25 protein-coding genes are annotated in these 25,456 nt (G+C 34.0%); 19 read left to right on the top strand and 6 right to left on the bottom strand.

The genetic code is table 11. The features are described 5' to 3' along the window. Positions 1 to 147 precede the first annotated feature (147 nt). The 5 genes from I5776_RS13690 to I5776_RS13670 all read left to right on the top strand — a co-directional run bounded on the left by I5776_RS13690 (position 148) and on the right by I5776_RS13670 (position 4,396). The gene (locus tag I5776_RS13690) at positions 148 to 414 is read left to right on the top strand and encodes a phosphocarrier protein HPr (RefSeq protein ID WP_202776949.1); all 267 of its coding nucleotides are present in this window, start codon (positions 148 to 150) and stop codon (positions 412 to 414) included. Beyond that, a complete protein-coding gene (ptsP, locus tag I5776_RS13685; RefSeq protein WP_202776948.1) occupies positions 414 to 2,132 on the top strand; it encodes a phosphoenolpyruvate--protein phosphotransferase in 1,719 nt (572 codons plus the stop codon). Before I5776_RS13690 ends, ptsP begins: the two co-directional genes overlap by 1 nt. A 220-nt stretch (positions 2,133 to 2,352) precedes the next feature. Continuing rightward, entirely contained in the window at positions 2,353 to 3,138 is a 786-nt protein-coding gene (locus tag I5776_RS13680) for an SDR family oxidoreductase (RefSeq protein ID WP_202776947.1), read from the top strand. Positions 3,139 to 3,282: 144 nt separating this feature from the next. Beyond that, positions 3,283 to 4,155: an NAD(P)-dependent oxidoreductase gene (locus tag I5776_RS13675; RefSeq protein ID WP_202776946.1), complete on the top strand. Its 873-nt coding sequence runs from the start codon at positions 3,283 to 3,285 to the stop codon at positions 4,153 to 4,155. A gap of 61 nt (positions 4,156 to 4,216) precedes the next feature. Beyond that, positions 4,217 to 4,396, top strand: a complete 180-nt coding sequence (locus I5776_RS13670; protein ID WP_202776945.1) for a hypothetical protein — start codon at positions 4,217 to 4,219, stop codon at positions 4,394 to 4,396. 195 nt (positions 4,397 to 4,591) lie between these two features. Here I5776_RS13670 and I5776_RS13665 read toward each other — a convergent pair whose 3' ends face one another. Beyond that, the gene (locus I5776_RS13665) at positions 4,592 to 5,746 is read right to left on the bottom strand and encodes an aminotransferase A (RefSeq protein WP_202776944.1); all 1,155 of its coding nucleotides are present in this window, start codon (positions 5,744 to 5,746) and stop codon (positions 4,592 to 4,594) included. A 148-nt stretch (positions 5,747 to 5,894) separates the two neighbouring features. Here I5776_RS13665 and I5776_RS13660 point away from each other — a divergent pair, with 148 nt between their 5' ends. After that, positions 5,895 to 6,800: a chemotaxis protein gene (locus tag I5776_RS13660; RefSeq protein WP_202776943.1), complete on the top strand. Its 906-nt coding sequence runs from the start codon at positions 5,895 to 5,897 to the stop codon at positions 6,798 to 6,800. A gap of 144 nt (positions 6,801 to 6,944) precedes the next feature. Here the strand turns inward: I5776_RS13660 and I5776_RS13655 are convergent, their stop codons facing one another. Next, on the bottom strand, positions 6,945 to 7,403 hold the full coding sequence (locus tag I5776_RS13655; RefSeq protein WP_202776942.1) for a YkyB family protein: 459 nt from the start codon (positions 7,401 to 7,403) through the stop codon (positions 6,945 to 6,947). 369 nt (positions 7,404 to 7,772) lie between these two features. Here I5776_RS13655 and I5776_RS13650 point away from each other — a divergent pair, with 369 nt between their 5' ends. From I5776_RS13650 to I5776_RS13625, 6 genes are all read left to right on the top strand, one after another. Continuing rightward, a complete protein-coding gene (locus I5776_RS13650) occupies positions 7,773 to 9,869 on the top strand; it encodes a bifunctional diguanylate cyclase/phosphodiesterase (RefSeq protein WP_246483790.1) in 2,097 nt (698 codons plus the stop codon). A 200-nt stretch (positions 9,870 to 10,069) separates the two neighbouring features. Beyond that, entirely contained in the window at positions 10,070 to 10,291 is a 222-nt protein-coding gene (locus tag I5776_RS13645; protein ID WP_202776941.1) for a hypothetical protein, read from the top strand. Positions 10,292 to 10,470: 179 nt separating this feature from the next. Further along, positions 10,471 to 11,235 carry a 2,4-dienoyl-CoA reductase gene (gene fadH / locus I5776_RS13640; RefSeq protein WP_202776940.1) on the top strand — a complete coding sequence of 255 codons (765 nt, stop codon included), beginning with the start codon at positions 10,471 to 10,473 and terminating at the stop codon, positions 11,233 to 11,235. Positions 11,236 to 11,333: 98 nt separating this feature from the next. Further along, positions 11,334 to 12,056 (top strand): DsbA family oxidoreductase, encoded by a 723-nt coding sequence (locus I5776_RS13635; protein WP_202776939.1) that lies wholly within the window; start codon positions 11,334 to 11,336, stop codon positions 12,054 to 12,056. Between the two features lie 21 nt (positions 12,057 to 12,077). Further along, positions 12,078 to 12,962: an acetamidase/formamidase family protein gene (locus I5776_RS13630; protein WP_202776938.1), complete on the top strand. Its 885-nt coding sequence runs from the start codon at positions 12,078 to 12,080 to the stop codon at positions 12,960 to 12,962. Between the two features lie 224 nt (positions 12,963 to 13,186). Beyond that, positions 13,187 to 13,834: a DUF3993 domain-containing protein gene (locus tag I5776_RS13625; RefSeq protein WP_202776937.1), complete on the top strand. Its 648-nt coding sequence runs from the start codon at positions 13,187 to 13,189 to the stop codon at positions 13,832 to 13,834. A gap of 25 nt (positions 13,835 to 13,859) precedes the next feature. Here I5776_RS13625 and I5776_RS13620 read toward each other — a convergent pair whose 3' ends face one another. Then, positions 13,860 to 14,807, bottom strand: coding sequence for an MBL fold metallo-hydrolase (locus tag I5776_RS13620; RefSeq protein WP_246483789.1), 948 nt, complete (start codon positions 14,805 to 14,807; stop codon positions 13,860 to 13,862). Between the two features lie 290 nt (positions 14,808 to 15,097). On the opposite strand from I5776_RS13620, the gene I5776_RS13615 reads away from it, so the two are divergent. Together I5776_RS13615 and cbpB are read left to right on the top strand one after the other, a co-directional pair. After that, entirely contained in the window at positions 15,098 to 15,352 is a 255-nt protein-coding gene (locus I5776_RS13615) for a YkuJ family protein (protein WP_058002465.1), read from the top strand. 254 nt (positions 15,353 to 15,606) lie between these two features. Continuing rightward, the gene (gene cbpB / locus I5776_RS13610; protein ID WP_202776936.1) at positions 15,607 to 16,053 is read left to right on the top strand and encodes a cyclic-di-AMP-binding protein CbpB; all 447 of its coding nucleotides are present in this window, start codon (positions 15,607 to 15,609) and stop codon (positions 16,051 to 16,053) included. 90 nt (positions 16,054 to 16,143) lie between these two features. Here the strand turns inward: cbpB and rsiV are convergent, their stop codons facing one another. Both rsiV and sigV read right to left on the bottom strand, forming a co-directional pair. Further along, positions 16,144 to 17,025 (bottom strand): anti-sigma-V factor RsiV, encoded by an 882-nt coding sequence (gene rsiV / locus I5776_RS13605; RefSeq protein WP_202776935.1) that lies wholly within the window; start codon positions 17,023 to 17,025, stop codon positions 16,144 to 16,146. 71 nt (positions 17,026 to 17,096) lie between these two features. Then, a complete protein-coding gene (sigV, locus tag I5776_RS13600; RefSeq protein WP_202776934.1) occupies positions 17,097 to 17,579 on the bottom strand; it encodes an RNA polymerase sigma factor SigV in 483 nt (160 codons plus the stop codon). A gap of 243 nt (positions 17,580 to 17,822) precedes the next feature. Between sigV and ccpC the strand changes: the two genes are divergently transcribed. The 3 genes from ccpC (at position 17,823) to I5776_RS13585 (ending at position 20,662) form a co-directional block, all read left to right on the top strand. After that, entirely contained in the window at positions 17,823 to 18,710 is an 888-nt protein-coding gene (gene ccpC / locus I5776_RS13595) for a transcriptional regulator CcpC (RefSeq protein WP_202776933.1), read from the top strand. 73 nt (positions 18,711 to 18,783) lie between these two features. After that, on the top strand, positions 18,784 to 19,485 hold the full coding sequence (gene dapD / locus I5776_RS13590) for a 2,3,4,5-tetrahydropyridine-2,6-dicarboxylate N-acetyltransferase (protein ID WP_202776932.1): 702 nt from the start codon (positions 18,784 to 18,786) through the stop codon (positions 19,483 to 19,485). A 58-nt stretch (positions 19,486 to 19,543) separates the two neighbouring features. Then, a complete protein-coding gene (locus I5776_RS13585) occupies positions 19,544 to 20,662 on the top strand; it encodes an N-acetyldiaminopimelate deacetylase (RefSeq protein ID WP_202776931.1) in 1,119 nt (372 codons plus the stop codon). A gap of 49 nt (positions 20,663 to 20,711) precedes the next feature. On the opposite strand, the gene I5776_RS13580 is transcribed toward I5776_RS13585, so the two are convergent. Then, positions 20,712 to 21,533, bottom strand: a complete 822-nt coding sequence (locus I5776_RS13580; protein ID WP_202776930.1) for a mechanosensitive ion channel family protein — start codon at positions 21,531 to 21,533, stop codon at positions 20,712 to 20,714. Positions 21,534 to 21,823: 290 nt separating this feature from the next. On the opposite strand from I5776_RS13580, the gene I5776_RS13575 reads away from it, so the two are divergent. Beyond that, entirely contained in the window at positions 21,824 to 23,578 is a 1,755-nt protein-coding gene (locus I5776_RS13575) for an ABC transporter ATP-binding protein (protein WP_202776929.1), read from the top strand. 11 nt (positions 23,579 to 23,589) lie between these two features. Further along, positions 23,590 to 25,407 (top strand): ABC transporter ATP-binding protein, encoded by a 1,818-nt coding sequence (locus tag I5776_RS13570; protein ID WP_246483788.1) that lies wholly within the window; start codon positions 23,590 to 23,592, stop codon positions 25,405 to 25,407. Positions 25,408 to 25,456: the final 49 nt, after the last annotated feature.

The following is a 25,456-nucleotide window of genomic DNA, read 5'->3' as shown; positions in this document are numbered from 1 at the left end:
TGATTTGTTATCTTGTTAAATGCATGGTACCCTTAACAATTGGATAGTCTTATTTCACTTCGATAAAATTTTATTTGACGAAATGGAATAGGTGGCTTATTTTGTTATAAGAACAATAATATTTTATTTATAAAGGAGATTTATAAAATGGCACAAAAACAATTTAAAGTTATCGCAGATACTGGAATTCATGCTCGTCCAGCAACATTACTTGTACAAACAGCAAGTAAATTTGATTCTGAAATCCAACTAGAATATAACGGAAAACAAGTGAACTTAAAGTCAATCATGGGTGTAATGTCACTTGGAATTGGTAAAGATGCTCAAATCTCTATTAGTGCAGAAGGAAGCGATGAAGCAGCTGCATTAGAAAGTCTTGAAGAATTATTGAAAAAAGAAGGTTTAGCTGAATAATGTCAACAATATTAAAAGGAATAGCAGCTTCAAATGGAATTGCTATCGCTAAAGCATACCGTTTAGTTGAACCCGATCTATCATTTGAAAAAAAACAAATTGATGATAGTTCTAGTGAAGTTCAACGATTTAAAGACGCAATTGCTTCAGCTACTTCTGAGCTTGAAGTAATACGAAACCATGCGAATGAAAAGCTTGGTGCAGATAAAGCGGCAATCTTTGATGCACATCTTCTCGTACTTAATGACCCAGAGGTAATTTCTTCGGTTGAAGGAAAAATTAACGATGAAAAAATTAATGCGGAGAGTGCATTAAAAGAAACAACTGATATGTTCATTATGATGTTTGAACAAATGGATAATGAATATATGAGAGAACGTGCAGCGGACATTCGAGATGTAAGAAAGAGAGTTCTTTCCCATTTATTAAATGTTAAGATTCCAAATCCTAGTCTGATTTCAGAGGAAGTAATAGTGGTTGCAGAAGACTTAACTCCTTCCGATACCGCTCAGCTTAATCGTGATTTCGTTAAAGGATTTACAACAAATATCGGCGGAAGAACATCTCACTCTGCAATAATGGCAAGATCGCTTGAAATTCCGGCTGTAGTGGGAACAAAAACTGCAATCGAAGATATTTCTAACGGTGATCTAGTTATTGTTGATGGATTAAATGGTGAAGTTCATATTAATCCTACACAAGAAGTAATTGATCAATATACACAAGAAAAAGTAAAGTATGAACAGCAAAAAGCTGAGTGGGCAAAACTTGTCAACGAAAAGACTGTATCCAAAGATGGCCATCATGTAGAACTTGCGGCTAATATTGGTACTCCAAATGACTTGCAAGGTGTACAAGCAAATGGCGGTGAAGCAGTAGGATTATACCGTACCGAATTTTTGTATATGGGAAGAGACCAATTCCCTACAGAAGAAGAACAATTCGAAGCCTACAAAGCTGTACTAGAAGGCATGAAGAACAAATCTGTTGTTGTTCGTACATTAGATATTGGTGGGGACAAAAACCTTCCTTATTTAAAATTGCCGGAAGAAATGAATCCTTTCCTTGGCTTTAGAGCAATTCGTTTATGTTTAGAAGAACAAGATATGTTCCGTACACAATTACGTGCTCTTTTACGTGCAAGTGTATATGGTAACTTGAAAATTATGTTCCCAATGATTGCGACATTGAATGAATTCCGCCAAGCAAAGGCAATTTTATTGGAAGAAAAAGATAAACTTCAAGCGGAAAATATTCCGGTTTCAGACCAAATTGAGATTGGGATCATGGTTGAAATTCCATCAACTGCTGTTCTTGCCGATCAATTCGCCAAAGAAGTAGACTTCTTTAGTATTGGAACAAATGACTTGATTCAATACACAATGGCAGCGGATCGCATGAATGAACGCGTTTCTTATTTGTATCAGCCATATAATCCAGCCATTTTACGATTAGTAAAAATGGTTATTGATGCCTCACATAAAGAAGGTAAATGGACTGGCATGTGCGGAGAAATGGCAGGAGATGAAATTGCAATACCGATTCTTCTTGGCCTTGGCCTTGATGAATTTTCGATGAGTGCATCATCTATTTTAAAAGCACGATCCCAAATCCGTTCTCTGAACAAATCCGATATGGAAAAATTAGCTGAAAAAGTTTTACAACTTCAAACAAATGATGAGGTATTAGAAGCTGTAAAGAATGTTACTTCATTGTAATTTAGTTGTAAAAGTGAAAAAGGTTTATAGATTTAAATAGGTGGTAAAGTTAATTATCTCAAGATTAATTGAAGGTAAGATCTTTGAGGTAAGTAATTTCTTTCTCATTTTTCCCCCTATTTTCTTTTGACAGACGATAAATTTCGTCTGTTTTTTTTATTATAAATTAATGAAACAACCATTATGAATCGTTTATACTTATAAAAAGGAGGAATGTTTAATGGAACTTGGATTGAAAGGGAAAACGGCATTGGTTATCGCTTCAAGTCAAGGGTTAGGTAAAGCTATCGCGAAAGTTTTTGTACAAGAAGGAGCGAATGTATTATTATCTAGTAGAAATGAAGAACAATTAAAGTTAGTTAAAGAGGAACTTTCTACAGTTGGGACTGGCAAAGTCGATTTTATTGGCTGTGATATTACCGATCCAGGGCAAATCCGTTCAGTTATGGACAAATTAAAACGTGAATACGGTTCGTTAGACATTTTAATCAACAATGCAGGTGGACCACCAGCCGGAGGATTTGAAGAAATATCCGATGAACAATGGCAAAATGCATTTGAACTTAATTTACTTTCCTACATACGAGTCATAAGAGAATGTTTGCCATTATTAAAGAAAAACGGCGGGAAAATTATTAATATCGCCTCTTCTTCAATTAAAGAGCCGATACCAGGTCTAATCCTTTCTAATACATTCAGAACGGGAATTGTCGGTTTATCTAAATCGTTATCAATGGAACTTGCAAAATATAATATATTAGTAAATACGGTCGGACCAGGTCGGATTGCTACCGATCGTGTAAAGCATTTGGATGAAATCAATGCCGCGAAAAACAATCAATCAATTGAAGAAGTCGAAGAAATGGAGAAACAAACGATCCCATTAAAAAGATATGGGAAACCAGAAGAATTTGCAAACATTGTCGTATTTTTAGCTTCTGAAGCTAATTCCTATGTGACGGGGAGCAGTTTTCTAGTAGATGGAGGAAAAATAAAATCAATATAGGTTGGTTTATATATTTTTTAAAAGGGTAATATAAGAGTAAGCATAAATTGGAGATTTTTTCTCACATCCCCTATTCTTTTCTTAAGAGCCCGTTTTTCGCGGGTTCTTTTTTTTGTTATATTAAATTTTTAAAGGAGAATTTACATGGATACTAAACAATTATCGGTTGGTTTTATCGGAACGGGCATAATGGGGAAGAGTATGGTTTACCATTTATTAAAGGAAAATTATGAGATCTTTGTTTATAATCGATCAAAAGATAAGGCGCTGGAGTTAATCAAATATGGCGCAATATGGTGTGATACGCCAAAAGATGTTGCTAAACGTGCAGATGTCGTAATTACAATAGTAGGCTATCCATATGATGTAGAAGAGGTTTACTTCGGAGCGGATGGGTTAATCGCTCATGCTCGCAAAGGAGCCACCCTAATTGATATGACAACATCCACACCAACTCTTGCAAAAAAGATTTACCATGCTGCAAAGGAAAAAAATCTACATTCATTGGATGCACCCGTTTCTGGTGGAGATATTGGGGCAAAAAACGGAACACTTACAGTAATGGTTGGTGGAGATAAATCCATCTTTGAAAAAGTATTTCCAATTCTATCGTGTTTCGGACAAAATATTGTATACCAAGGCCAAGCAGGGGCTGGCCAACATACAAAAATGTGTAATCAAATTGCCATTGCTACAAATATGATCGGTGTAGCAGAAGCAATTGTATATGCGAAAAATGCCGGTTTAAATCCAGAAAATGTTTTGAAATCGATTAGTGCGGGAGCTGCTGGGAGTTTTTCATTATCAAATCTAGCCCCAAAAATGTTAGTGAACGATTATTCCCCTGGATTTTTCATCAAACATTTTATTAAGGACATGGGAATCGCACTAGAAGAAGCTGAAAAAATGAATTTACACCTACCGGGACTTTCACTTGCGAAAAAACTTTATGATCAATTGTCCGAAAAAGGTGAAGAGAATAGTGGAACACAAGCTTTGATCAAGTATTGGGAATAATTTTTAGCCAATTATTCAAACTAAACATGTCTGACATTATTTATGTTTGGAGGAAGAATAAATGGCGAAACGAACGAAGAAAAACGATGCAGATCAAAAAAACAAAAAAGGCTTTGATTCGTCTGTGTTAAACGAAGAATTCGCACACGAAATGGGAAGTGCAGCTGCAAATAAAATCCATAAAGACAAGGCGAAGAAAGAAAAAGCAAGTAAAAATAATGGAAAGTATAAAGGTCAATAATGAGAAAAGCGGAAGCGCCTTGCTCATCGACGTAAAAACTGGAAGGACTTTGACTGAGATAAAGGAAACGCGGGTGATGCAAGGCAAATCGATGTTGACTTATCGTAGGGAAAAGTCCTGAAGTTTTCTAGTCGATAGGCGCTGGAGCTAGACAAAGCGTATCCCACAACAATGCTGTGGGATACGCTTTTGTAATTAACTCATGTTATTTAAATACGCTTCTAATCGATTCAATCCCTTTTGGAGAACTTCTGTTGAACAAGCGTAAGATAGACGGAAATATCCTTCACCATATTCGGAAAAGGCACTTCCGGGAACTACGGCCACTTTTGCCTTATTAGCTAAATCGAGAGCAAAATCAAAAGAGTTAGTAGAGAAACCTTCCGGAATTTTAACAAAAAAGTAAAACGCACCATCTGGTTTTACATATTCCAGTCCCATTTCCGATAACCGTGAACGAACATATTCTCTTCGTTTAAAATATTCCTTTTGCATTATTTTAGCATCATCGATTCCTTTTGTTAGTGCTTCAAAAGCAGCTTTTTGAGAGATTGATGATATACAGGATACATTATATTGATGTACTTTTAAGAAATGCTTACAAAGTGATTGATCAGCAAATAAAAATCCAACCCGCCATCCTGTCATCGAATGGGATTTTGATAATCCATTTATGACGATAGTTTTTTCTCTTAATTCGGATGCTAACGAATAGTGGGCATTGTCGTAAACGAGTTCGCTATATATTTCATCGGCAATGACAAATATATCCTTACTTTTTAGTAAAGAGGCAATTTCTTTTATTTCTTGTTCAGATAAACTTACGCCCGTCGGATTTGAAGGGTAAGGTAAAATTATACATTTTGTTTTATCAGTTAAAAACGGTTTTATTTTTTCAGCTGTTAATTTGAACTGTGAATCCCTAGTATCAATATGGATTGGGACACCACCACATATTCGGATAATTGGTTCATATCCAGGATAGATAGGTCCGGGTAAAAGTACCTCATCATCTTTCGTTAAAATCGTACGTAGGGCAATATCTATCGCTTCACTGGCACCGACAGTGACAATGACTTCATCTTCAGGACGATAGGTTAATCCATATTTTTTTAAAACAAAATCGCTCGCTGCTTTTCTTAGCTCTAAGTAACCAGCATTATGTGTATAAGAAGTAAAGTCTTCTTTAATCGCGCTAATTCCAGCCTGTTTCACATGCTCCGGGGTAGGAAAATCAGGTTGTCCTATTGTAAATGAAATTAAATCATCAATATCACTCACCATATTAAAGAACTTTCTAATGCCAGATATTTCAATATCGATCACTTGTTGATTAAGTAAATGTTCCATTTTCTTCATCCTTTTATATTACTTTTTTATATTCTATCATGACACAAATAGAATAAAAGAGAAATTATTGCAAAATTACCTTATACAACAGACAATATACCTATTTCATGATATATTTACAATGAATAACTGTGAAGGGACGTCTTTTATGGAAAGCTCAAATGGAATCTTATTAGATAGTGGAACAAATGAATTAGAAATAATAGAATTTCAAATACATAACAACAGTTTTGGGATTAATGTCATCAAGGTTAAGGAAATTATACAACCATTGCCTGTTACATATATTCCTCATGCCCATCCATTTATTAAAGGTATCATTCAATTAAGGGGCGAAGTATTACCTGTTGTCGATTTAAGAAAAGTTCTTCAACTTGGAGAATCGGCTGATAATTCTAATGAAAAATACATTGTTACTGAATTTAACAAACAAAAAGTAGTCTTTCAAGTACAAAACGTAACCCAAATACATCGAATATCATGGAATCAAATCGAGAAACCATCCGATTTATATTCAGGGGATGGGGCACAAATAATTGGAGTAATAAAGAAAAATGACCATATGATATTGATGTTGGATTTCGAACGAATCGTTACCGAAATAAATCCGGATACAGGTATAAATAAAAATGAAATAAAAAAGCTTGGTAAAAGGGAACGTTCATCTAAGAAAATCGTGGTTGCTGAAGATTCTTCCTTATTAAGAAAGTTGATACATGATACATTATATGAAGCGGGTTATGAAAATGTGGAATTTTTCGAAAATGGAAAAGATGCTTTTCATTATTTAGAATCGATACTTATTGAAGGTAAGAATATTTTAGATGAAGTACAATTAATTATTACAGATATTGAAATGCCACAAATGGACGGCCATCATTTTACGAAAAAAGTTAAAAACAATGAGCAACTGTCCCAAGTGCCAGTCATTATTTTTTCCTCATTGATTACAGATAGCTTACGACATAAGGGTGAAGTCGTGGGTGCAGATGATCAAGTAAGCAAACCTGAAATAAATGAATTAATATTAAAAATTGACAAACATATAATATAGAAAAGCTAAGGCTAGGCGCTGCAGTTAGACAAAAGGAAAAGCAAAGGCGCCTTGTGCCCTCGAAGGGTTAGGTTTCTTGACCTAGACATAATAAAAATGGACTCTCCTACTTTAGAGTCCATTTTTATTGGTTATTTTATTTTTTTAATATCGTTCACCAAGTTTTTTAAAAATGGGTCTCGTAGCTTTTTGCCGATGCTGGTGCTGTGAATGGTGCAGCTCACAGATACCCGTATACCGTTCCAATAATTGTTTAGCTTGATTAAGCGGAACTCGACATTTTGGATTTTTAGATGAGTGATCAAGTTTTCCTAGATGTGGGAGTTCTTGAAAGTCTTGTTTCGAAGGTGGAATATGGAAAGTATAATCTCCACATTTTACAAGGACATCTGATTGTTGTTTGCTATATTTAGGGTTTTCTGAAAAGTGTAGTCCTACTTTACTAGCCTTTTTTTCAATAATCATTTTTTCAATTGTTGCTTTTTTAAGCTTATACAAATACTTTGGATTTGTAGCAGTCTTTGCATGGCGATTCACTGTAAAGATCGCTTGAGAAAGGTTTAAAATTGTAGGCTTTAATGGAGCGGAATCGTGCGAATTCAAAAAAAGATCTCCTTTCATATTTTTCAAAGTAATTCTTCGTATGTCTGTGCAAAGTAAAAATAAAAATATTACCCATATTATACTACTAATGAACTGTATTGCAAAGCTTGTCTGAAAATTAACGATTTTATTAAACTTCCCATTTTCCTAATTGGACATAAAGGAAATTGGTGGTCTTTCATATCAAACAAATAATTTAAAGGCCGGGTTTAAAAAATCCGGCCAAATTTTAGTTTATCCATTTTAAATTATTTTTTAAATGTTCCTATTCTTTTTTCTTATTTCCTTGTAAAATAGACATAAATAGAGAAAATACAACAAATTTTTTATGGGTTAATTGGAAAACAAGGGTAAAAAAAGGATGAGATTATGAATCAGAATAATAATAGACAAATAAATGATATGAAACATCCTGAACAACTTTTTGAAGAAAAAATGGTTAAAGACATTTTTTTTACGCAGCTTTCAGATATGATTTTTATTATGAAAGTGGAACAAGGGGAAGATTTTCGCTACGTATATGCTAATGAAAAGGGATTAAAACATGCTAATCTTCATAATAGTGATATGGGCAAATTATTAACAGAAGCTTTACCGATAGAGCGTGCAAAACATTTAATCCATAACTATAGGAAAGTATTAAAAACAAACGATACCGTAATCTATACGGATGAAATAGAAACCGAAAACGGGGGAAAAAGAATTTTTGAATCCCGTCTTTCTGGAATTAAAGATAGTGACAATACTATTAATTATATTGTTTCGGTGACAAGAGATATTTCGTATACTGCTTTTGAGAAAAAAAAATTAGTAGAGAGTACAGAAATATATCAATCTCTTATTATACATAATTTAGATGCGATATTTTCTGTGAATGAAAAAGGACGAATATTAAATGTAAATCCTGCAAGTCAAGAAATGTTTGGTTATTCGGAGAAACAAATGCTTAATCGTTCGATTTATGAATTTGTAGACAAAAAAAGTGTATCTGAAATTTTTCGAGTCATGACAAATACATTAGTAGGAGAACCTCAAACAAGTGATTGTATTTTTATCGGAAATGAAGAAAGAAAGATAAATGCCCAATTAAAAACTGTACCGATAGTAGTGAATGAAAAGATATTTGGTATTTACATTATTATTCGTGATCTAACCGAACTGTGGGAGAATCACGAAAAAATGAATTTTATGGCAATGCATGATCATTTGACTGGATTATGGAATCGTCGAGCACTTATGGAGCATTTGCAATTAGAAATTGCCAATTCAAAGCAAAGAAAGCGTGAATTTGCTTTATTATACATGGATATAGATCGTTTTAAATATTTCAATGATACACTTGGCCATCAAGCCGGCGATGTGCTGTTAAAACAAACAGCCGAAAGATTAGGGACATTAAAACTAGCTAATTATCGTGTTTACCGTTTAGGTGGAGATGAGTTTGTCATTTTATTGCCAGGCCATGAAAAAAGAGAAGTCAATCGATTTTCACAAAATATTTTAGCTTTGTTTAATATCCCATTTGATATTAATGGACAGGATTATTATGTCACACCATCTATAGGGATAAGTATGTTTCCGGCAGATGGACGGGATTCAGAAACTTTAATAAAAAATGCCGATGGTGCACTTCTTCAAGTAAAAGAAAAAGGTAAGGGACATTTTCGATTTTATCGTTCGGATATGAAAGATGCTTTTCCAAATTATATTTTGATGGAAGCTCACTTGCGTAAAGCTATTGAGATGAATGAGTTTGTTATGCATTATCAGCCACAAGTAAATTTGAAAACGGGTAAAATTACAACATTTGAGGCGTTATTACGTTGGCAAAACAGGAAATTTGGAAATGTTCCACCATCACAGTTTATCCCATTGGCCGAAGAAACAGGACTAATTATTCCAATAGGAGAATGGGTAATACAGAGTGTTTGTTCCCAATTAGCAGATTGGCGTAATAAGGGTTATTATGATATACGTGTCGCAATTAATATTTCTCCAAAGCAGTTTATGCAAACAAACTTGCCTGAAATCATTCAAAAAGCATTATTTATGAATAAATTACCGGCTTCTGCGTTGGAAATCGAAATCACTGAAGGTGCAATGGAAGATACAATCGCTGCACTTTCAATGCTGCATCGTTTAAAGGAGATTGGAATAATAATTTCTGTTGATGATTTCGGTACGGGATATTCTTCGTTAAACTATTTAAAAAGATTTCCTATTGATATTTTGAAAATTGATCAGTCTTTTGTCCGCGAAATTCAAGTCAATGAAAAAGACGCAGCAATTACAAAAACAATCATTCATCTTGCCCATAATTTAGGCATGGAAGTTATTGCGGAAGGTGTTGAGGAAGAAGATCAGGTTCAATTTCTTGTTTCTGCTCAATGTCAAAAAGCGCAAGGTTACTATTTTAGTCGACCGGTTAGTGCGAAAGAAATCGAAGAAAAAGTATTATTAAATTAATGATTTTTAATTAAAGAAACAACAAAATTCAAAATCATAATGAACATCCCTTAATTGTTTTAAAGTATGTTTAGAAAATATGGATAAATTTGCAGTTAAAATTGTAACTATAATCATACTATTTTATTATATAATTAGTTTAGAGGCTTAAATGAAAATGAAAGTTACCATTTGATGTTTATAAAAGGGAGGTTTCATTAATGACACCACATGAGCATTTGGATATAATCTATTTTCCTACCGAAAAAGGGGTATTAAAAATATTTTCATATGGATTTTCTCCTTCAGGTGCTTGGGGACAGGTTTATACGGAATATAATGATATTACGGTGACAGTTAAAGGGTATTCTCGAAAAAAATCAATCATTCGTTCGTTAACTAAATTAAATGAATCTTTATTAAATAAAATGGAAGATAAATAGAATCTACGTTTTAAAAACAGTATCATATAGAGTAGACACTTAAAAGGGCTGCTATATATGGTACTGTTTTTTGATTCTTAAATTTTCGTGTATTGTTTTAATAAAAATAATTTTCAGTATTAAAAATCATTTCGTGATACAATATGAGTGAATATTCATTCATGAAGGAGGAGAAGTAATTGAAAGATAAAGTTGTAATTATTACTGGTGGCTCCAGTGGAATGGGAATGCATATGGCGTATCGCTTTGCAAAAGAAGGGGCGAGTGTTGTTGTTACTGGAAGGAATGAAGAACGCCTTGAAAATGTAAAAAAGGAGTTACTGCAGTTTCATTCAAATATTTTGACTGTACAGATGGATGTAAGAAATCCGGAAGACGTTGACAGGATGGTACAAGAAGTAAATGATCAGTTTGGTAGAATTGATTTTTTAGTGAATAATGCAGCAGGAAACTTTATTACTCATGCAGAAAAGTTATCTGTGAATGGGTGGAATTCTGTAATAAATATTGTATTAAATGGAACTTTTTATTGCTCAAGGGCAGTAGGAAATTATTGGATTGATAATAAGATAAAAGGAAGCATATTAAATATGGTAGCAACATATGCTTGGGATGCTGGTCCTGGTGTCGTACATTCTGCCGCCGCTAAGGCAGGAGTATTGTCTTTAACCCGTACTCTAGCTGTTGAGTGGGGAAGAAAATATGGAATACGGGTAAATGCGATTGCACCCGGACCTATTGAAAGAACGGGTGGAGCGGATAAACTCTGGGAATCGGAGGAGGCTGCAAAAAGAACACTACATAGTGTACCACTAGGACGATTAGGAACACCAGAAGAAATCGCGGGGCTAGCTTATTATCTTTTTTCCGAACAAGCAGCATATATTAATGGTGAGTGCATTACAATGGATGGCGGTCAATGGTTAAATCAATATCCTTTTTAACACATAGCTTAACATTATGTGAAGCACTTTTCGTGATAATCTCCATACGAGAGTGTTATTATAATATGAAAAGATTAAAGCTAGGAGATGTGTTATAAATGAAAATAGAAATATGGTCTGATTTTGTATGCCCATTTTGTTATATAGGTAAAAGACGGCTAGAAATGGCATTAAAACAGTTTCCAGAAAGGGATCAAGTTGAAATCGCTTATCGTAGCTATGAATTAGATCCGAATGCAAGTAAGAATAATAAATTGAACATACATGAGACATTGGCAAAGAAATATGGCATGAGCATTGAGCAAGCCAAAGAAGCAAATAACAATATAGGGAAACAAGCAGCAGAAATAGGATTAATCTATCAATTTGATACGATGATCCCAACAAATACATTTGATGCCCATCGTCTGGCGAAATTTGCTGAGGAAAAATCGTTTGGTGCTAAAATGACTGAACACTTGCTGAAAGCGTATTTTACAGACTCAAAAAAAATAAGTGATTACAATACTTTAGCAGATTTGGCGGAGGATATCGGTTTAAATCGTGAAGAAACAATTGAAATGTTAAATAGCTCTGCATATTCAAATGCTGTGAGAGCTGATGAGGCTGAGGCGAAACAAATCGGAATTTCGGGTGTCCCATTCTTTGTAATAAATCAAAAATACGCAGTTTCCGGAGCACAACCTGTTGAAGCATTTGTAAATGCATTAAATATGGTGTGGGAAGAGGAAAATGGGAAAACACCTTTGAAAGTGATCAATCCTAATAAATCAAAAAGCGAATACTGCACAGATGAAGGTTGTGTTGTTTCAGAAGACTAGAGTATAAAGGGTGGGGAATTTTTGAAAACATTTCAAAAAGAGCAATCTATATTAAGTTTTTCTTCTTTGCATCAACCAGCTTATACAGTTGATTTAGGTGAAACTTTTTCCGTTGAAACATTTGATTGCTACGGAGGAGTTATTACAAGCGCCGAGCAGTTGCGCCCAAATATGCAAATTGATTATATTAATCCTGCGACGGGTCCAATTTTTATAAATAATCTTAAAAAGGGTGAAACCCTGGTCGTTGACATCGAAGATATTCAATTAGATAAACAGGGTGTAATGGTCTTATATCCGGGAATGGGTCCTCTAGGTGAACTGGTGAAAGAGACAGACACGAAAATTTTTCATGTTGAAAATGGAAAAATTTTATTTAATGAATTTCTAGAACTACCAATTAAGCCGATGATTGGTGTGATTGGCACTGCTCCACTTGAAGGGGATGTTTTGTGTGAGTCACCCGGTGATCATGGTGGTAATATGGATACTAAGTATATTACTATCGGAAGCAAAGTATATCTTCCCGTCTATCATGATGGGGGAATGTTAGCCTTAGGAGATTTACATGCATCGATGGGTGACGGTGAACTGGATGGTTCTGGTATAGAAATTGGTGGAAAAGTAACAATGACAGTGTCAAAAATACATGAACCGATCCCTATGCCTATAGTAGAAACAGCGGAATCATTTATGTATATTTCTTCCGCGGAAAGCATTGAACAAGCTTCAAACAAAGGGATGGAGGCAGTAGTGAGTTTATTTGAAAAAAAGTTGTCCTTATCATTTAATGATGCCTACCGGCTACTCAGTGCAGTTTGTGATCTACAAATAAGTCAAATTGTCAATCCATTAGTCACGGTTAGAATAGTTATACCAAAGACAGTTGTATCGAATATCTTTTAACGTAAAAGAAATCCATCCAATTAAGGATGGATTTTTTTTAGGAGTAGCGAACTAGTTATAATTTTTTTTATTAGGGAATACAATACAATAATATCATTTGTCAGTTCTTGTTCGAATTTTGCGAAACATTTATGGTATATCGACAAATTTCTATTGTTACAATAAGTTTGCAAGCCTCATGTGTGTAAACAAGTTAATGCATCACAATCGAAGGAGGAATAATAATGCGAATCTTTACAGTTGCCAGTGTTTTTATTTTAATAATTCTTTGTAGTGGACAAGCCATTAATGTGTATGCAAGTACGGACGATTCATCGATTAAACCGATCGTAAAAAGGGCTTTTGACGCGCAAGTACAATTGAGTGAAAAGGAACGGTCACTAAAAGATATTAAAGAGTTAATGGAGCCATATTTCACGAGAAAATTTATTCCATTATTTCTTAAAGAAAATCTAGTTAAAACAGACCACGGTTATCAAACTTTTGGAACTGATTTTCCATTATACTATATCCCTTTCTTTACTTATGATGAAAATACAATTGTCGTAAAAGATAGAAATTGTTTTTATGTTGTTGAATCTATTAATCATCGCCAAGAAGGACCTGTGCAATATGAAAAAGATTACAAAGGTGTGCGATTAATTCGTGAAAATGGCAAGTGGAAGATTGATGAGGTTTTAGAAAAAGTACCCGAAAAAATTGTAAACCAAATAGAGGGCAAACAAAAGGATACTACAGGTATGACCGAGGGAACGAAAGGTTATATAATACATTCATTTTCTTCGGTAAATAAAAATTTGAACTTAAACCATCCTTTAGAGAAATTCAATCATCGCTTTTTTAGTCTTAACTCCTTTTTACGCATCATTTAAAGAAAGCAGTAATGTCTGCTTTCTTTTATTCTTTTTTATCCAAATAATCAATTAATCCCATTGAACATATCTTCAAATCGAGTTCTAAGGTGGCGAAAACTGGATGGTCTTTCGGGACTTGCTCAGAATATAAAAAATCAAAAATAGCTGCTCGCAAAGCAAGGTAGGTATTTTCAATCCGACGCTCATCCAATTCACTTGATAAATATCCTTTTTTGCTGCATTCAACGAATTTATGAATCCAATTCTTAACTGTATCTAATGCTAAAGCCACCTTTTTTGTAAATCCAAAATGTCCAAAATAAAGGACGCTTAAGTTTTTCTGTTCAAAGAACTTAATCGACTCAATCATCGCCAATGGATTAAATTGATTCGGGGAAGTAGTTGGCAAAAAGAGGTCAAATCCATGTTCTTTTAACGTCCAATAGTAAATGCCAGCAGTATCCCCTGTAAACATCCCGTTAGAAACAGGATCATAAATACCAAAATGATGGTTCGCATGTCCTGGAGTGTCATAGAAGATTAGTGATGTTTTTGAGCCAATTTGCAAGGTTTCCTCATTTTCTTTTGTTATAATTCGACTTTTAGGGATAGGAATAATCGGGTGAAATAGTTGGTCAAATTGCTCGTTATAAACAGCTCTCGCACCTAATTCTAATCTAGTTGGATCGATTAAGTGACGTGCAGCTTTTGGATGGACGACAATTTGTGCATTAGGGCAGTCTTTAAGAAACAGTCCCGCTCCACCGCCATGGTCAAGATGAATATGTGTTAGGATAATATATTTGATTTGGTCTAACCCAATATTTAGCTTGGCAAGCCCTTCTTTTAAGTAAGGAATCGATGGACTTGCCGATGTTTCAATTAATGTAATTGAATCCTCAAGTAATACATATGAACCAGTTCTTTTTGGTTGGTTAAGATCGTTTAAATCGATTAACTTAATTCTTCCATCAATGTCTATCGTGTTCAAAATATATCCCCCTAGTTGTGTTTTTATTCACTTTACTACCAACAGTATAACGAATTTTCTTTATTTTTAAAAATAAATTAATGCCATAGTAGTTATTAGAATTCAACTTTCGGGAATGATAAAATAGAGGTATAAATAGGATTAAAATTCAATGTTTCCATTTATGAATAATGGCAATATTAAGTCATGTTTGTTTAGGCAAATTGAGAGTGGTAATCATTTCTCGTTTAGGTTATGATAAATCGGTGACTTAAATTGTGAAACACGCGTAATTAGGAAAGGAGTTTATTATGTCCCAACTATTAGGAATAATCCAAAGATTAAAGGCAATGCAGGATGCAAAAGATACCGGTGAAATTCAACAACGAAGATTTGAAGTAAACGGAAAAACATTATGTCAAGTGAAATTCTTCCCTGCAACAGATACATTTGAACTCGAAGAATATGATGAAGATAAGAAAGTGAATAAATACCAATTTGATGATATTGATATTACTGCCATAGAAATTTTCGACCTAGTGCAAGAAGAAAAGAATCCATCTTAGAGCCTTCAATCTTAAGGCTCTTTTTTTTTAGAAAAGTTAGGGGGATAATATGATTTATTTATTAATAGGGATTCAATTGTTATTAATGTTGTTAATTGTAGCTGAGTTAATTAGTACGAAAAAAGAATTGCAAGAGATTAAAACGATTCTTAAAAAAAAGAAATAAATTTAAATAAGGTTAATCAGTCCTTAATTCTTAGTCTTGTGATAAAATAATGTAGGGAAACCTTAAAACATAACAAGGGAGTTTTATTATGATTTCCTTACAGAGTAACGAATTTCTTGAACCAAAAATCAATGATTTTATGATCGCTTCGGAAAAAGTGGCACATGTTCAGATTGGCAATAGTCTGGAACATGCATTATTAGTACTTACAAAAAGCGGCTATTCAGCTATCCCAGTATTAGATCCAAAATACAAATTACACGGGCTTATTAGTTCATCCTTAATTACTGAATCGATTTTAGGCCTAGAAAGAATTGAATTTGAAAAACTGAGCGAAAAAAAAGTGGAAGATGTCATGACAACGAAAATACCAAGATTACACATTGATGACCACTTTGAGAAAGCTTTAGGTCTTCTTATCGATCATCCTTTTCTATGTGTAGAGGATAATGAGGGCTATTTTGCAGGAATTTTTACAAGAAGATCATTGCTTAAGGAATTAAAAAAGCATGTACAAAAATTAAATCATTTATAAGTATCCGTAATATGATTTGGTAAAAAAATAAGCTCCCATAAAAACTGGGAGCTTATTTTTTTTATTGCTATTTTTTATTTATTTCTTTAACTATTGAATATATTCATGGCCAACGAGATCATTTAAAAGTATTTCTGTCGGAATAACGAATTCCACTGCTCCCATATATCCAGGCGCAACTTCATATTCATTGAAAGAAATCACTAATTTATGATCAGGGTTAATATAAAAGTTTTGATCAGCAGAAATATGTTTAAATACCTCATCTTTATTCAAATCTTCTAGTCCTGCCTGATCGACCCAATATATTTTATTATCATCCTGTTTTATTTGTTTTCTCATTTGTTCTTTTATATTTTCACTAATTATATTTATATATTTACTATCTTTGAACAGACTTGGAAGCGTTAATAGAATTTTATTTTTCTTATCTATCGTATCAAATTTAATTGTTGTATACGAGGAAGCCTGTGTTTGTTCAACAAAACGGGCGATAGAAAGAATACGCTCATCATCCGTTTTAACTTCATATCCCGAATCAATGCCTAAATGGCCGCCGCCTTGTTTTTTTAGTGTTTCTACTTCTTTTGAAAAATCCTTATATAATTTTTGGTTTTCTTCTATATATTTTTTGTTTAAATTATTTTCTAAAGACTTATTATCAAGATGATTTATTTTCGGAGTTTTCAAATGTGCATTGTAATTTTTTTCGTCTATATGAATTTCTTTAATGGTAATAACCTCAACTATAGGACCAATTACAGGAATGGTTGCTAAAGTTTTTGCAAATGTTGGACTAATGTTCACGCTTCCCGTAAAAATAACTGCGGCTGCGGCCACTCCTACTAGCCATTGATAGTGAAAAGGCTTTTTTCTTTTCGTCTGTACTGCTTTTTTAACAACTTCATCTAATTCTTTAGGGATAGGTATATTTTTATACTCACTTTTCATTTTTTCTAATTTTTTATCCATTTTTCTAGTCCTCCGATTTAATTGGATTTACTCTAAAAAATTTTTGTGTAACACAACTCTTAAAATCTAGTTCATTGCATTTTTATTCTTAATAGCTCCAGAGCTTTATAAAGGCGAGTTTTTACTGTACTAACCTTTTCGCTTAAAATAGAAGCAATATCCTCTATTTTTAAATCTTCAAAATATCGGAGAATAATAACCGTTCGATATTTGAGTGGAAGTTCCTCTAAGGATCTTTTTAAATCAATGTTTTGATAAACATCTTCTGTTCCGGAACTAAAGAAATCTAGTGTTTCGTCATTAACTAAAGTGATTTTTTTTGACTTTCTTAAGTAATCTAAGGAAGTATTTACGACAATTTTATAAAACCAACTTTTAATTGAAAGGGGATTTTTTACAAAATCTTTTGCTACAATTGCCTTTTGAATTGATTCCTGAACAATATCTAATGCATCTTCAGAATTTTTTACATAGCTATAAGCGAGTCGATAAAAATCTTCCTTGTGCTCAAAAATGAAAGATGTTAACTGGTCAGCTGACTTTTTTTTCTTCATGAAAAAAGAACTCCTTTTTCTACATTATCTTGCTTTTTTGCACCGGGCTCCCTCGAGGAAGAGCTTGTATCTAGATTTATTGTTACAGTCCCTTTCGACTGTTACGGTAAATAGACGCCAGGGGGCAACAAAAAGTTTGAATTGAGTTTAAAAATTTATTACATATTTGAATTGGTTAGTATAGAACATGTAAACTAGTCTATTTTTAGATATAATATAAGTAAAACTTATTGGGGTATGAAAATGTCGACAAATGAATTTTACCTTTTATCTGTTCTTGCGGAGGAAATGAATATGCGTAAGGCTGCGGAGCGCCTTTTCGTTTCTCAACCCGCACTATCGCAAAGACTGCAAAATATTGAAAAACAATGGGGAACTAAATTATTCCTGCGAACACAAAAAGGATTGATCTTAACACCTTCTGGTGAGTTGGTGATTCGATTTGCAAATAATGTACTCGACCAAGAAGAAAAAGTTAAAGAACAAATTCAAACTTTAGAATCTAAAGTGCATGGTACTTTAAAAATTGCTTGTGCTTCGATTGTTGGTCAAAATTGGCTTCCTAAAGTTTTGAAAACATTTGTGGATCAATATCCTCATGCGAAAATTTCATTAATTACCGGTTGGAGTAGCGAAATATTAAAATCGCTTTATGATGATGAAGTTCATATTGGAATTCTTCGTGGCTCTACGGATTGGAAAGGACATAAAAAGCATTTATTTGAAGATACGTTATATTTGGTAGATAAAGAAATCCAACATGTTGAAGATGTGTTGAAAACGGATCGGCCATTTATCCAATTTAAAAGTGACTCCAATTATTATCAAGAAATTCAAGATTGGTGGCACCGTCAATTTCAGACGACCCCAAAACGTACGATCGTGGTTGACCAAATTGAAACATGTAAGCAAATGACTTTCAATGGAATCGGATATGCGATATTACCAGCGATTACTTTAAATGAATCTGCAAAAGATATGTATAAGATTCCATTGAAAGGTGATCATGATCAAAGATTAAAACGCGATACATGGTTACTTGGCTATGAATCTGCCTTTAAACTGAAACAAGTACAAGCTTTTGTTGAAGTGATAAACGATTTTATAGCAAATCAACCACATACTTTTTAATCTTTTATCTTGTATATCAAGATTTAGTTTGATAAAGTAATTTCCATACATAATAGAAGGGGGATTTATCCTAATGGATGCAAATGAAATTATTTCTTTTATCTCTAATAGCAAAAAAACAACACCGGTAAAAGTGTATGTAAAAGGAACTTTAACGGGGGTTAACTTTGGTGAGCATGCTCAAACATTTATTAATGGAAACAGTGGAGTTGTATTTGGTGAATGGTCTGAAATATCCGCTGTGTTGGAAGCGAATCGGGATAAAATTGAAGATTATGTAGTTGAAAATGATCGACGTAATTCTGCTATTCCTTTGCTGGACATGAAAAATATTAATGCTCGAATTGAACCAGGTGCATTTATTCGTGACCAAGTTGAAATTGGTAATAATGTTGTTATTATGATGGGAGCAGTCATCAATATTGGTGCCGTTATTGGTGATGGCACAATGATTGATATGAATGCCGTATTAGGCGGACGAGCAACTGTAGGGAAAAATTGCCATGTTGGGGCTGGAGCTGTTTTAGCTGGAGTAATTGAGCCGCCATCTGCGAAACCGGTTATTATTGAAGACGATGTACTTATCGGTGCAAATGCGGTTATCCTTGAAGGTGTAACAGTTGGAAAAGGTTCTGTAGTAGCCGCAGGAGCAATAGTAGTGAGCGATGTTCCCCCGAATACACTTGTTGCAGGAGTTCCGGCTAAAAAATTAAAAGAAATAGATGAAAAAACAAAGTCAAAAATTGAAATTAAACAAGAACTCCGTAATCTATAATTAATGAAGTAGAAAAGCCTGGCAATTGCTAGGCTTTTTATAAAAGGGGAAATAAACAATGGAACTAAGCCAATTTGTGCAAATTCGCCGTGAACTACATAAAATCCCTGAACTAGGATTTAAAGAATTTAAAACGCAAGAATATCTTCTGAATTATATTCAAAAATTGCCCGAAGATCGGTATGAAATTCGCAAATGGAGGACAGGACTGCTTGTTAAAATATTTGGGACAAATCCTTCTAAAACAATTGGTTACCGGACGGATATCGATGGGTTACCGATTGATGAAAGAACCGATTTAACATTTAAATCAGAGCACGAAGGTAGGATGCATGCGTGTGGACATGACTTTCATATGAGTATTGCACTCGGTGTATTAACTTTCTTCGTTCATCATCCTATTAAAGACAATTTACTTTTTATTTTTCAACCTGCTGAAGAGGGACCCGGTGGAGCAGAACCATTATTGCAAAGTAAAGAATTTAAAGAATGGAAGCCGGATCTTATCTTTGCCTTACATATTGCACCGGAGTATCCTGTCGGCACGATTGCAGTTAAAGAAGGGTTATTATTTGCTAATACATCCGAACTATTTATTGATCTAAAAGGAAAAGGAGGGCATGCCGCCTATCCTCACCAAACGAATGATATGGTTGTAGCAGCTTCTTATCTAGTTACCCACCTCCAATCTATTATTTCAAGAAATGTTGATCCGCTTGATAGTGCTGTTATTACTGTAGGGAAAATTACAGGTGGTACAGTTCAAAACATTATTGCAGAGACTGCAAGGCTAGAAGGGACTATTCGCACCCTTTCGGTTGATTCGATGAAAAAGGTAAAGAAAAGGATTGAAGCGCTTGTTAAAGGCTTAGAAAATGGGTTTGAATGTGAAGCAAGCATTGATTATGGCAGCATGTATCATCAAGTATACAATCATGAGTTACCAACAAAGCATTTCATGGAATTTTTGAAACAAAGAGAAGATGTGAACCTTTTTATTTGCAAAGAGGCAATGACGGGAGAAGACTTTGGCTACATGTTAAAGGAAATTCCGGGATTTATGTTTTGGCTAGGAGTTGATTCACCGTTCGGTTTGCATCACGCAAAAATAAATCCAAAAGAGAATGCTATCGATTTTTCTATTAGCACGATCATTGAATATATCCAAACTTTATGATTTGAAAACAAAAAGATAGGTACAAATTTTACCTATCTTTTTTATATACCTAATTCGAATTTTCCTTTACTTTTATTTGTGAATCAATAGTTTCTTTAATAACCTTTTTCAATTTTCGTTCTACACCTGATTGTTTTCCATTCTTTGTTCTTGCAATAACTCGTAGCTGGATATCCGAACTTTCGAATGACTGAACACCTAATACATTGGGTCCTTCTACAATATTATCATCTTCTATTGCTATTTGATCACATGCCTGCTGTATGATATTTATCGCATGATCGATTGAAGATGGGTCTCCAATGGAGAAATCAACTAGTGCTTGCATATTTCCGCGTGAATGATTACTTAATGTAGTAATTTGGCGATTTGGAAGGAAATGCAATGTTCCATCTGTAGAGCGAATTTGAGTTGTCCGTAAACCCACTTGTTCGACAACCCCGGAAAAACTGCCAATCGTTACATAGTCGTCAACATCTACTTGCTTTTCTAATAATAGGAAAAATCCTGTAACAACATCGCTGACAAGCCCTTGAGCTCCGAAACCTACTGCTAGGCCGACAATCCCCGCCCCGGCAAGAATTCCTGTTGTTTTAATCCCTAACGTTTGTAGTAATGTTACAAAAAGTATAAAAACTAAAACATACGAAAATGTATTATCAACTAGGTTTTGTAATGTTTTCGATCTTGCGGTTGAAATTGTCATTCTGCTTTGATATTTTTCAAAAGAGGTATGAATGATTTTCCTTCCAATCACTTTTACGATTTTATAAATGATGTAGATAATAACGAGTTTTAATAAAAACATTCCAACCTGGAGCAGGAAACCTGTCCAATCAAACTCTGTTAATTTTTTTGTAATCCAATCCATCTAATACATCCTTTCGATACTTATCTCAGTTGTTAGTGAGGCGTTTATATATTCCCCCCATTTAAAATGATAAACCTTATTAAAGCAAAAATCACATTGAATTTGTTTTACATTTTATTTACAAATTACTACAAAACAACGGTTTTTTCCACTTGATTTATTTTACATCTTAGAATATATAGAAACAAAAAAATTTTATAAAAATTGGAACAAAAGGATGGATAAATATTTCGATAACCGTTATATTTAATATTACGTTTATATTATTTTTTACAAGTGGGGGGAATGAAATGGATACATTTAAAAAGTTAAAGGACTTTTATATGCCATATAAACGTTTGTTTATAACGTCCATGTTTTTTTTAATAATTGTTACGGCGATAACAATTATTTATCCAATTATTTTACAATTAACAATCGATGAAGTGATATATGATAAGAAATATGAAATGATACCATACTTATCAATTGGGTTTGTTATACTTATGCTTGTTAAAGGGGTTGCAACCTTTATTCAACAATATACAGGCGACCTATTCGGAATTACCTCTGTTTATCGTCTCCGTAATGAACTCTATAAAAAACTTCAATTTCAACCGTTTCGGTATTATGATAATGCGAAAACCGGTGACTTAATGTCCCGATTAACAGCCGATGTAGAAGGATTTCGCTTTTTCTTATCATTTGGTTTCTCCGAGGCATTACGCTTTATTTTAATTTTAGGGATTAGTTTTAGTGTCATGTTTTATTATTCAGTTTCATTAACGTTGATGACAATGATTATGCTGCCATTTCTAGCAGTCTCTGTTTATAAGTTTGATAAGGTTGTCCATCCCGCTTTTAGAGGAATTAGAAAATCATTTGGAAAGCTTAATACGAATGTTCAAGAGAATATAAGTGGAATCAATACAGTTAAATCTTTATCAAGAGAAGAGTTTCAAACCTCGAAGTTTAATCTTTCTAATGACGATTACCGTGATCAGCAAATAAGCACTGCAAATATTTGGGCAAAGTATTTTCCGTTGATGGAGTTGATAGGGAACATAGGAATCATTATTTTATTGTCCTATGGTGGATATCTTGTTATAAATGGTAGCTTAAAGCCGGGAGAACTTGTTGCTTTTTATAGTTTATTAGGTTATATCCTCATGCCGATTATCAATCTTGGTTTCACAATTAATTTATTCTCACAGTCAAAAGCATCTGGGGAGCGTTTATTAGAAATTTTAGAAGCTGATAATGAAATTGTTGATAAACACAATGCATTTGAAGCTAAACGCTTGAAAGGTGAGGTTGAATTTCAAGATGTAACTCTTCAATATTTTGGCGATGAGAATGCAGCGATAAAAAATATCGATTTTAAAGCGGAACCGGGGAAAGTTATCGGGTTAATCGGTGCAACGGGCTCCGGTAAAACGACCATTACCCAGTTAATGACGCGATTTTACGAACCAGTTTCAGGAAAGGTATTAATCGATGGAAAACCGGTTAATGAATATTCAATTCAATCATTACGTTCAAATATAGGGATTGTCTTGCAGGAATCCTTCCTATTTTCATCAACTATTAAAGCAAATATTGCTTATGGACGTCCACATGCAACGATGGAAGAAATTGTTGAAGCAGCAAAAAGAGCACAAGCACATGACTTTATCATGGAATTACCCGATGGATACGATACAATGCTTGGTGAAAGAGGCCTGGGCTTATCAGGCGGTCAAAAACAAAGAATCGCGATTGCACGTGCTATATGCTTAAACCCAAGTATCCTGATTTTAGATGATGCAACAAGTGCAGTTGATATGGATACTGAATTTAAAATTCAAGAAGGGTTACGTCAAGTAATGAAGGGCAGAACGACTTTTATTATCGCCCATCGTATTTCATCACTGAAACATGCCGATGAAATCCTCGTGTTAGAAGACGGAAAAATCGTTGAAAGAGGTGTACACGACGAATTATTAGCAAATGGCGGACCATATGAGCGGATATACAAAATTCAATATAAAGATCAGCAGGCCATACTGCAATCCCAGACAGGTTGAGGTGAAATTCATTGGCTAAAGAAAAGAACGGAAAACAAGTTGAAAGGTTTAACTATTCGACTGAACAGATAATTGACAAACCCTTTAACTGGAAGCAAATGCTTCGACTGTTGAATTATTTAAAACCATATTCAAAAAATTTACTACCAAAATCATTTGCGGCGATGCTTTTGAACACCGCAATCCGATTGATTATTCCAACTTTAATCGGGGTGTATGCAATTGAAAAAGGAATAAGACAAAAGGATGGAGATTTTCTGACGATCATCGTCGTCTTGATTGCCGCTTTATACTTGATATCGTATGGTGCCAATATTTTTAGAATACGGTGGATGAATCAGCTTGGACAGAAAGTAATATATGATATTCGGAAAAATTTATTTACACATGTCCAACATTTATCCCATCGCTTTTTTGATCAACGATCTGCGGGTTCAATTCTTGTACGGATTATGAATGATACAAATTCACTTCAAGATTTGTTTACTAATGGGGTCGTTAACTTATTAATGGATATGATTATGTTAGTTGGGGTCATTGTTATTCTATTTACATTAAGCCCTCAATTAACTCTAGCGGTCCTAATTATTTTACCAATCATGTTCTTTATTTCTACGAAGCTCAGACAAAATATTCGTCGCTCTTGGCAGTATATGAGAATTAAACAATCGAAATTAAATTCACATTTGAACGAAAGTATTCAAGGAATACGAGTTACACAGGCGTTTACACAGGAAAAAGAAAATATGAAATTCTTCGATGGTGTAAACACGGAAAATTATGAAGCTTGGAGAATTGCTACGAAAAAAAATGCTTTTTTTCGGCCATTGATTGAATTAACAAATGCCGTTGGTTCAGCCGTTCTCATTTGGTATGGTTCACATTTAATTCGTACCGAAGCAATGAATCTTGGAGAATTTGTTTCATATGCATTTTATTTAGGAATGTTCTGGGAGCCTATTTCCCGAATCGGTCAGGTTTATAATCAACTTCTAATGGCTATGGCTTCTTCAGAAAGAATTTTCGAATATTTAGACGAAACGCCAATTGTTCACGAAAGTGAAAATGCGATTCAACTGCAAGCAATGAAAGGTCATGTCCAGTTTGAAAAAGTGGAGTTCTCATATGATGATAATCGTTTAGCTCTTAAAGGTATCGATCTTGAGATGAGAGCGGGTCAAACCATTGCATTAGTTGGTCATACAGGTTCCGGAAAAACAACCATTGCGAATTTGATCAGTCGATTTTATGATCCAACTGGCGGTGTAGTAAAGATTGATGGTTGTGATTTAAAAGATATTTCTTTAAGGAGTTTAAGAAATCAAATTAGTGTTGTTCTGCAAGACACATTTATCTTTTCCGGAACGATAATGGAAAATATTAAATTTGGCCGCCCCGATGCATCAGATAAAGAGGCCATTGATGCCGCTAAAGCGATTGGTGCGCATCACTTTATTGAAAAACTGCCAAACGGTTATGAAACGCAAGTTGAAGAAAGAGGAAATATATTGTCAGTTGGCGAACGTCAACTATTATCCTTTGCACGAGCGTTGCTTGCAGATCCACGAATTATTATTTTAGACGAGGCAACGGCAAGTATTGATACTGAAACAGAAGTACAAATACAGTATGCTTTACGTACATTACTTAAGGGAAGAACATCAGTAATCATAGCCCATCGGCTATCAACTATCCGTGAAGCGGATAAAATCTTTGTTCTTGATCATGGGAAGATTATTGAAGAAGGAAATCATGATCAACTAATGAAATATCAAGGTGAATATTACCGATTAGTCAAAGCACAATTTAAAATGTTAGAAGCTATGTAGAGGATGACAATTTGTCATCCTTTTTTTATATATCAGTATACTCATATAC

It is taken from the genome of Heyndrickxia vini (genome assembly GCF_016772275.1).
GTDB lineage: Bacteria > Bacillota > Bacilli > Bacillales > Bacillaceae_C > Heyndrickxia > Heyndrickxia vini.
This window is presented reverse-complemented; position numbering and strand designations above follow the sequence as displayed.

Coding starts and splice junctions, on each gene's coding strand:
- rsiV (WP_202776935.1), bottom strand. CDS start 17,025: ATGGATAAAAAATTAGAAAAAATGAAAAGTGAGTATAAAAATATACCT.
- I5776_RS13645 (WP_202776941.1), top strand. CDS start 10,070: ATGACACCACATGAGCATTTGGATATAATCTATTTTCCTACCGAAAAA.
- I5776_RS13680 (WP_202776947.1), top strand. CDS start 2,353: ATGGAACTTGGATTGAAAGGGAAAACGGCATTGGTTATCGCTTCAAGT.
- dapD (WP_202776932.1), top strand. CDS start 18,784: ATGGATGCAAATGAAATTATTTCTTTTATCTCTAATAGCAAAAAAACA.
- I5776_RS13690 (WP_202776949.1), top strand. CDS start 148: ATGGCACAAAAACAATTTAAAGTTATCGCAGATACTGGAATTCATGCT.
- I5776_RS13670 (WP_202776945.1), top strand. CDS start 4,217: ATGGCGAAACGAACGAAGAAAAACGATGCAGATCAAAAAAACAAAAAA.
- cbpB (WP_202776936.1), top strand. CDS start 15,607: ATGATTTCCTTACAGAGTAACGAATTTCTTGAACCAAAAATCAATGAT.
- I5776_RS13580 (WP_202776930.1), bottom strand. CDS start 21,533: ATGGATTGGATTACAAAAAAATTAACAGAGTTTGATTGGACAGGTTTC.
- I5776_RS13625 (WP_202776937.1), top strand. CDS start 13,187: ATGCGAATCTTTACAGTTGCCAGTGTTTTTATTTTAATAATTCTTTGT.
- I5776_RS13575 (WP_202776929.1), top strand. CDS start 21,824: ATGGATACATTTAAAAAGTTAAAGGACTTTTATATGCCATATAAACGT.
- I5776_RS13665 (WP_202776944.1), bottom strand. CDS start 5,746: ATGGAACATTTACTTAATCAACAAGTGATCGATATTGAAATATCTGGC.
- sigV (WP_202776934.1), bottom strand. CDS start 17,579: ATGAAGAAAAAAAAGTCAGCTGACCAGTTAACATCTTTCATTTTTGAG.
- I5776_RS13675 (WP_202776946.1), top strand. CDS start 3,283: ATGGATACTAAACAATTATCGGTTGGTTTTATCGGAACGGGCATAATG.
- I5776_RS13650 (WP_246483790.1), top strand. CDS start 7,773: ATGAATCAGAATAATAATAGACAAATAAATGATATGAAACATCCTGAA.
- I5776_RS13585 (WP_202776931.1), top strand. CDS start 19,544: ATGGAACTAAGCCAATTTGTGCAAATTCGCCGTGAACTACATAAAATC.
- I5776_RS13660 (WP_202776943.1), top strand. CDS start 5,895: ATGGAAAGCTCAAATGGAATCTTATTAGATAGTGGAACAAATGAATTA.
- ptsP (WP_202776948.1), top strand. CDS start 414: ATGTCAACAATATTAAAAGGAATAGCAGCTTCAAATGGAATTGCTATC.
- I5776_RS13635 (WP_202776939.1), top strand. CDS start 11,334: ATGAAAATAGAAATATGGTCTGATTTTGTATGCCCATTTTGTTATATA.
- ccpC (WP_202776933.1), top strand. CDS start 17,823: ATGTCGACAAATGAATTTTACCTTTTATCTGTTCTTGCGGAGGAAATG.
- I5776_RS13615 (WP_058002465.1), top strand. CDS start 15,098: ATGTCCCAACTATTAGGAATAATCCAAAGATTAAAGGCAATGCAGGAT.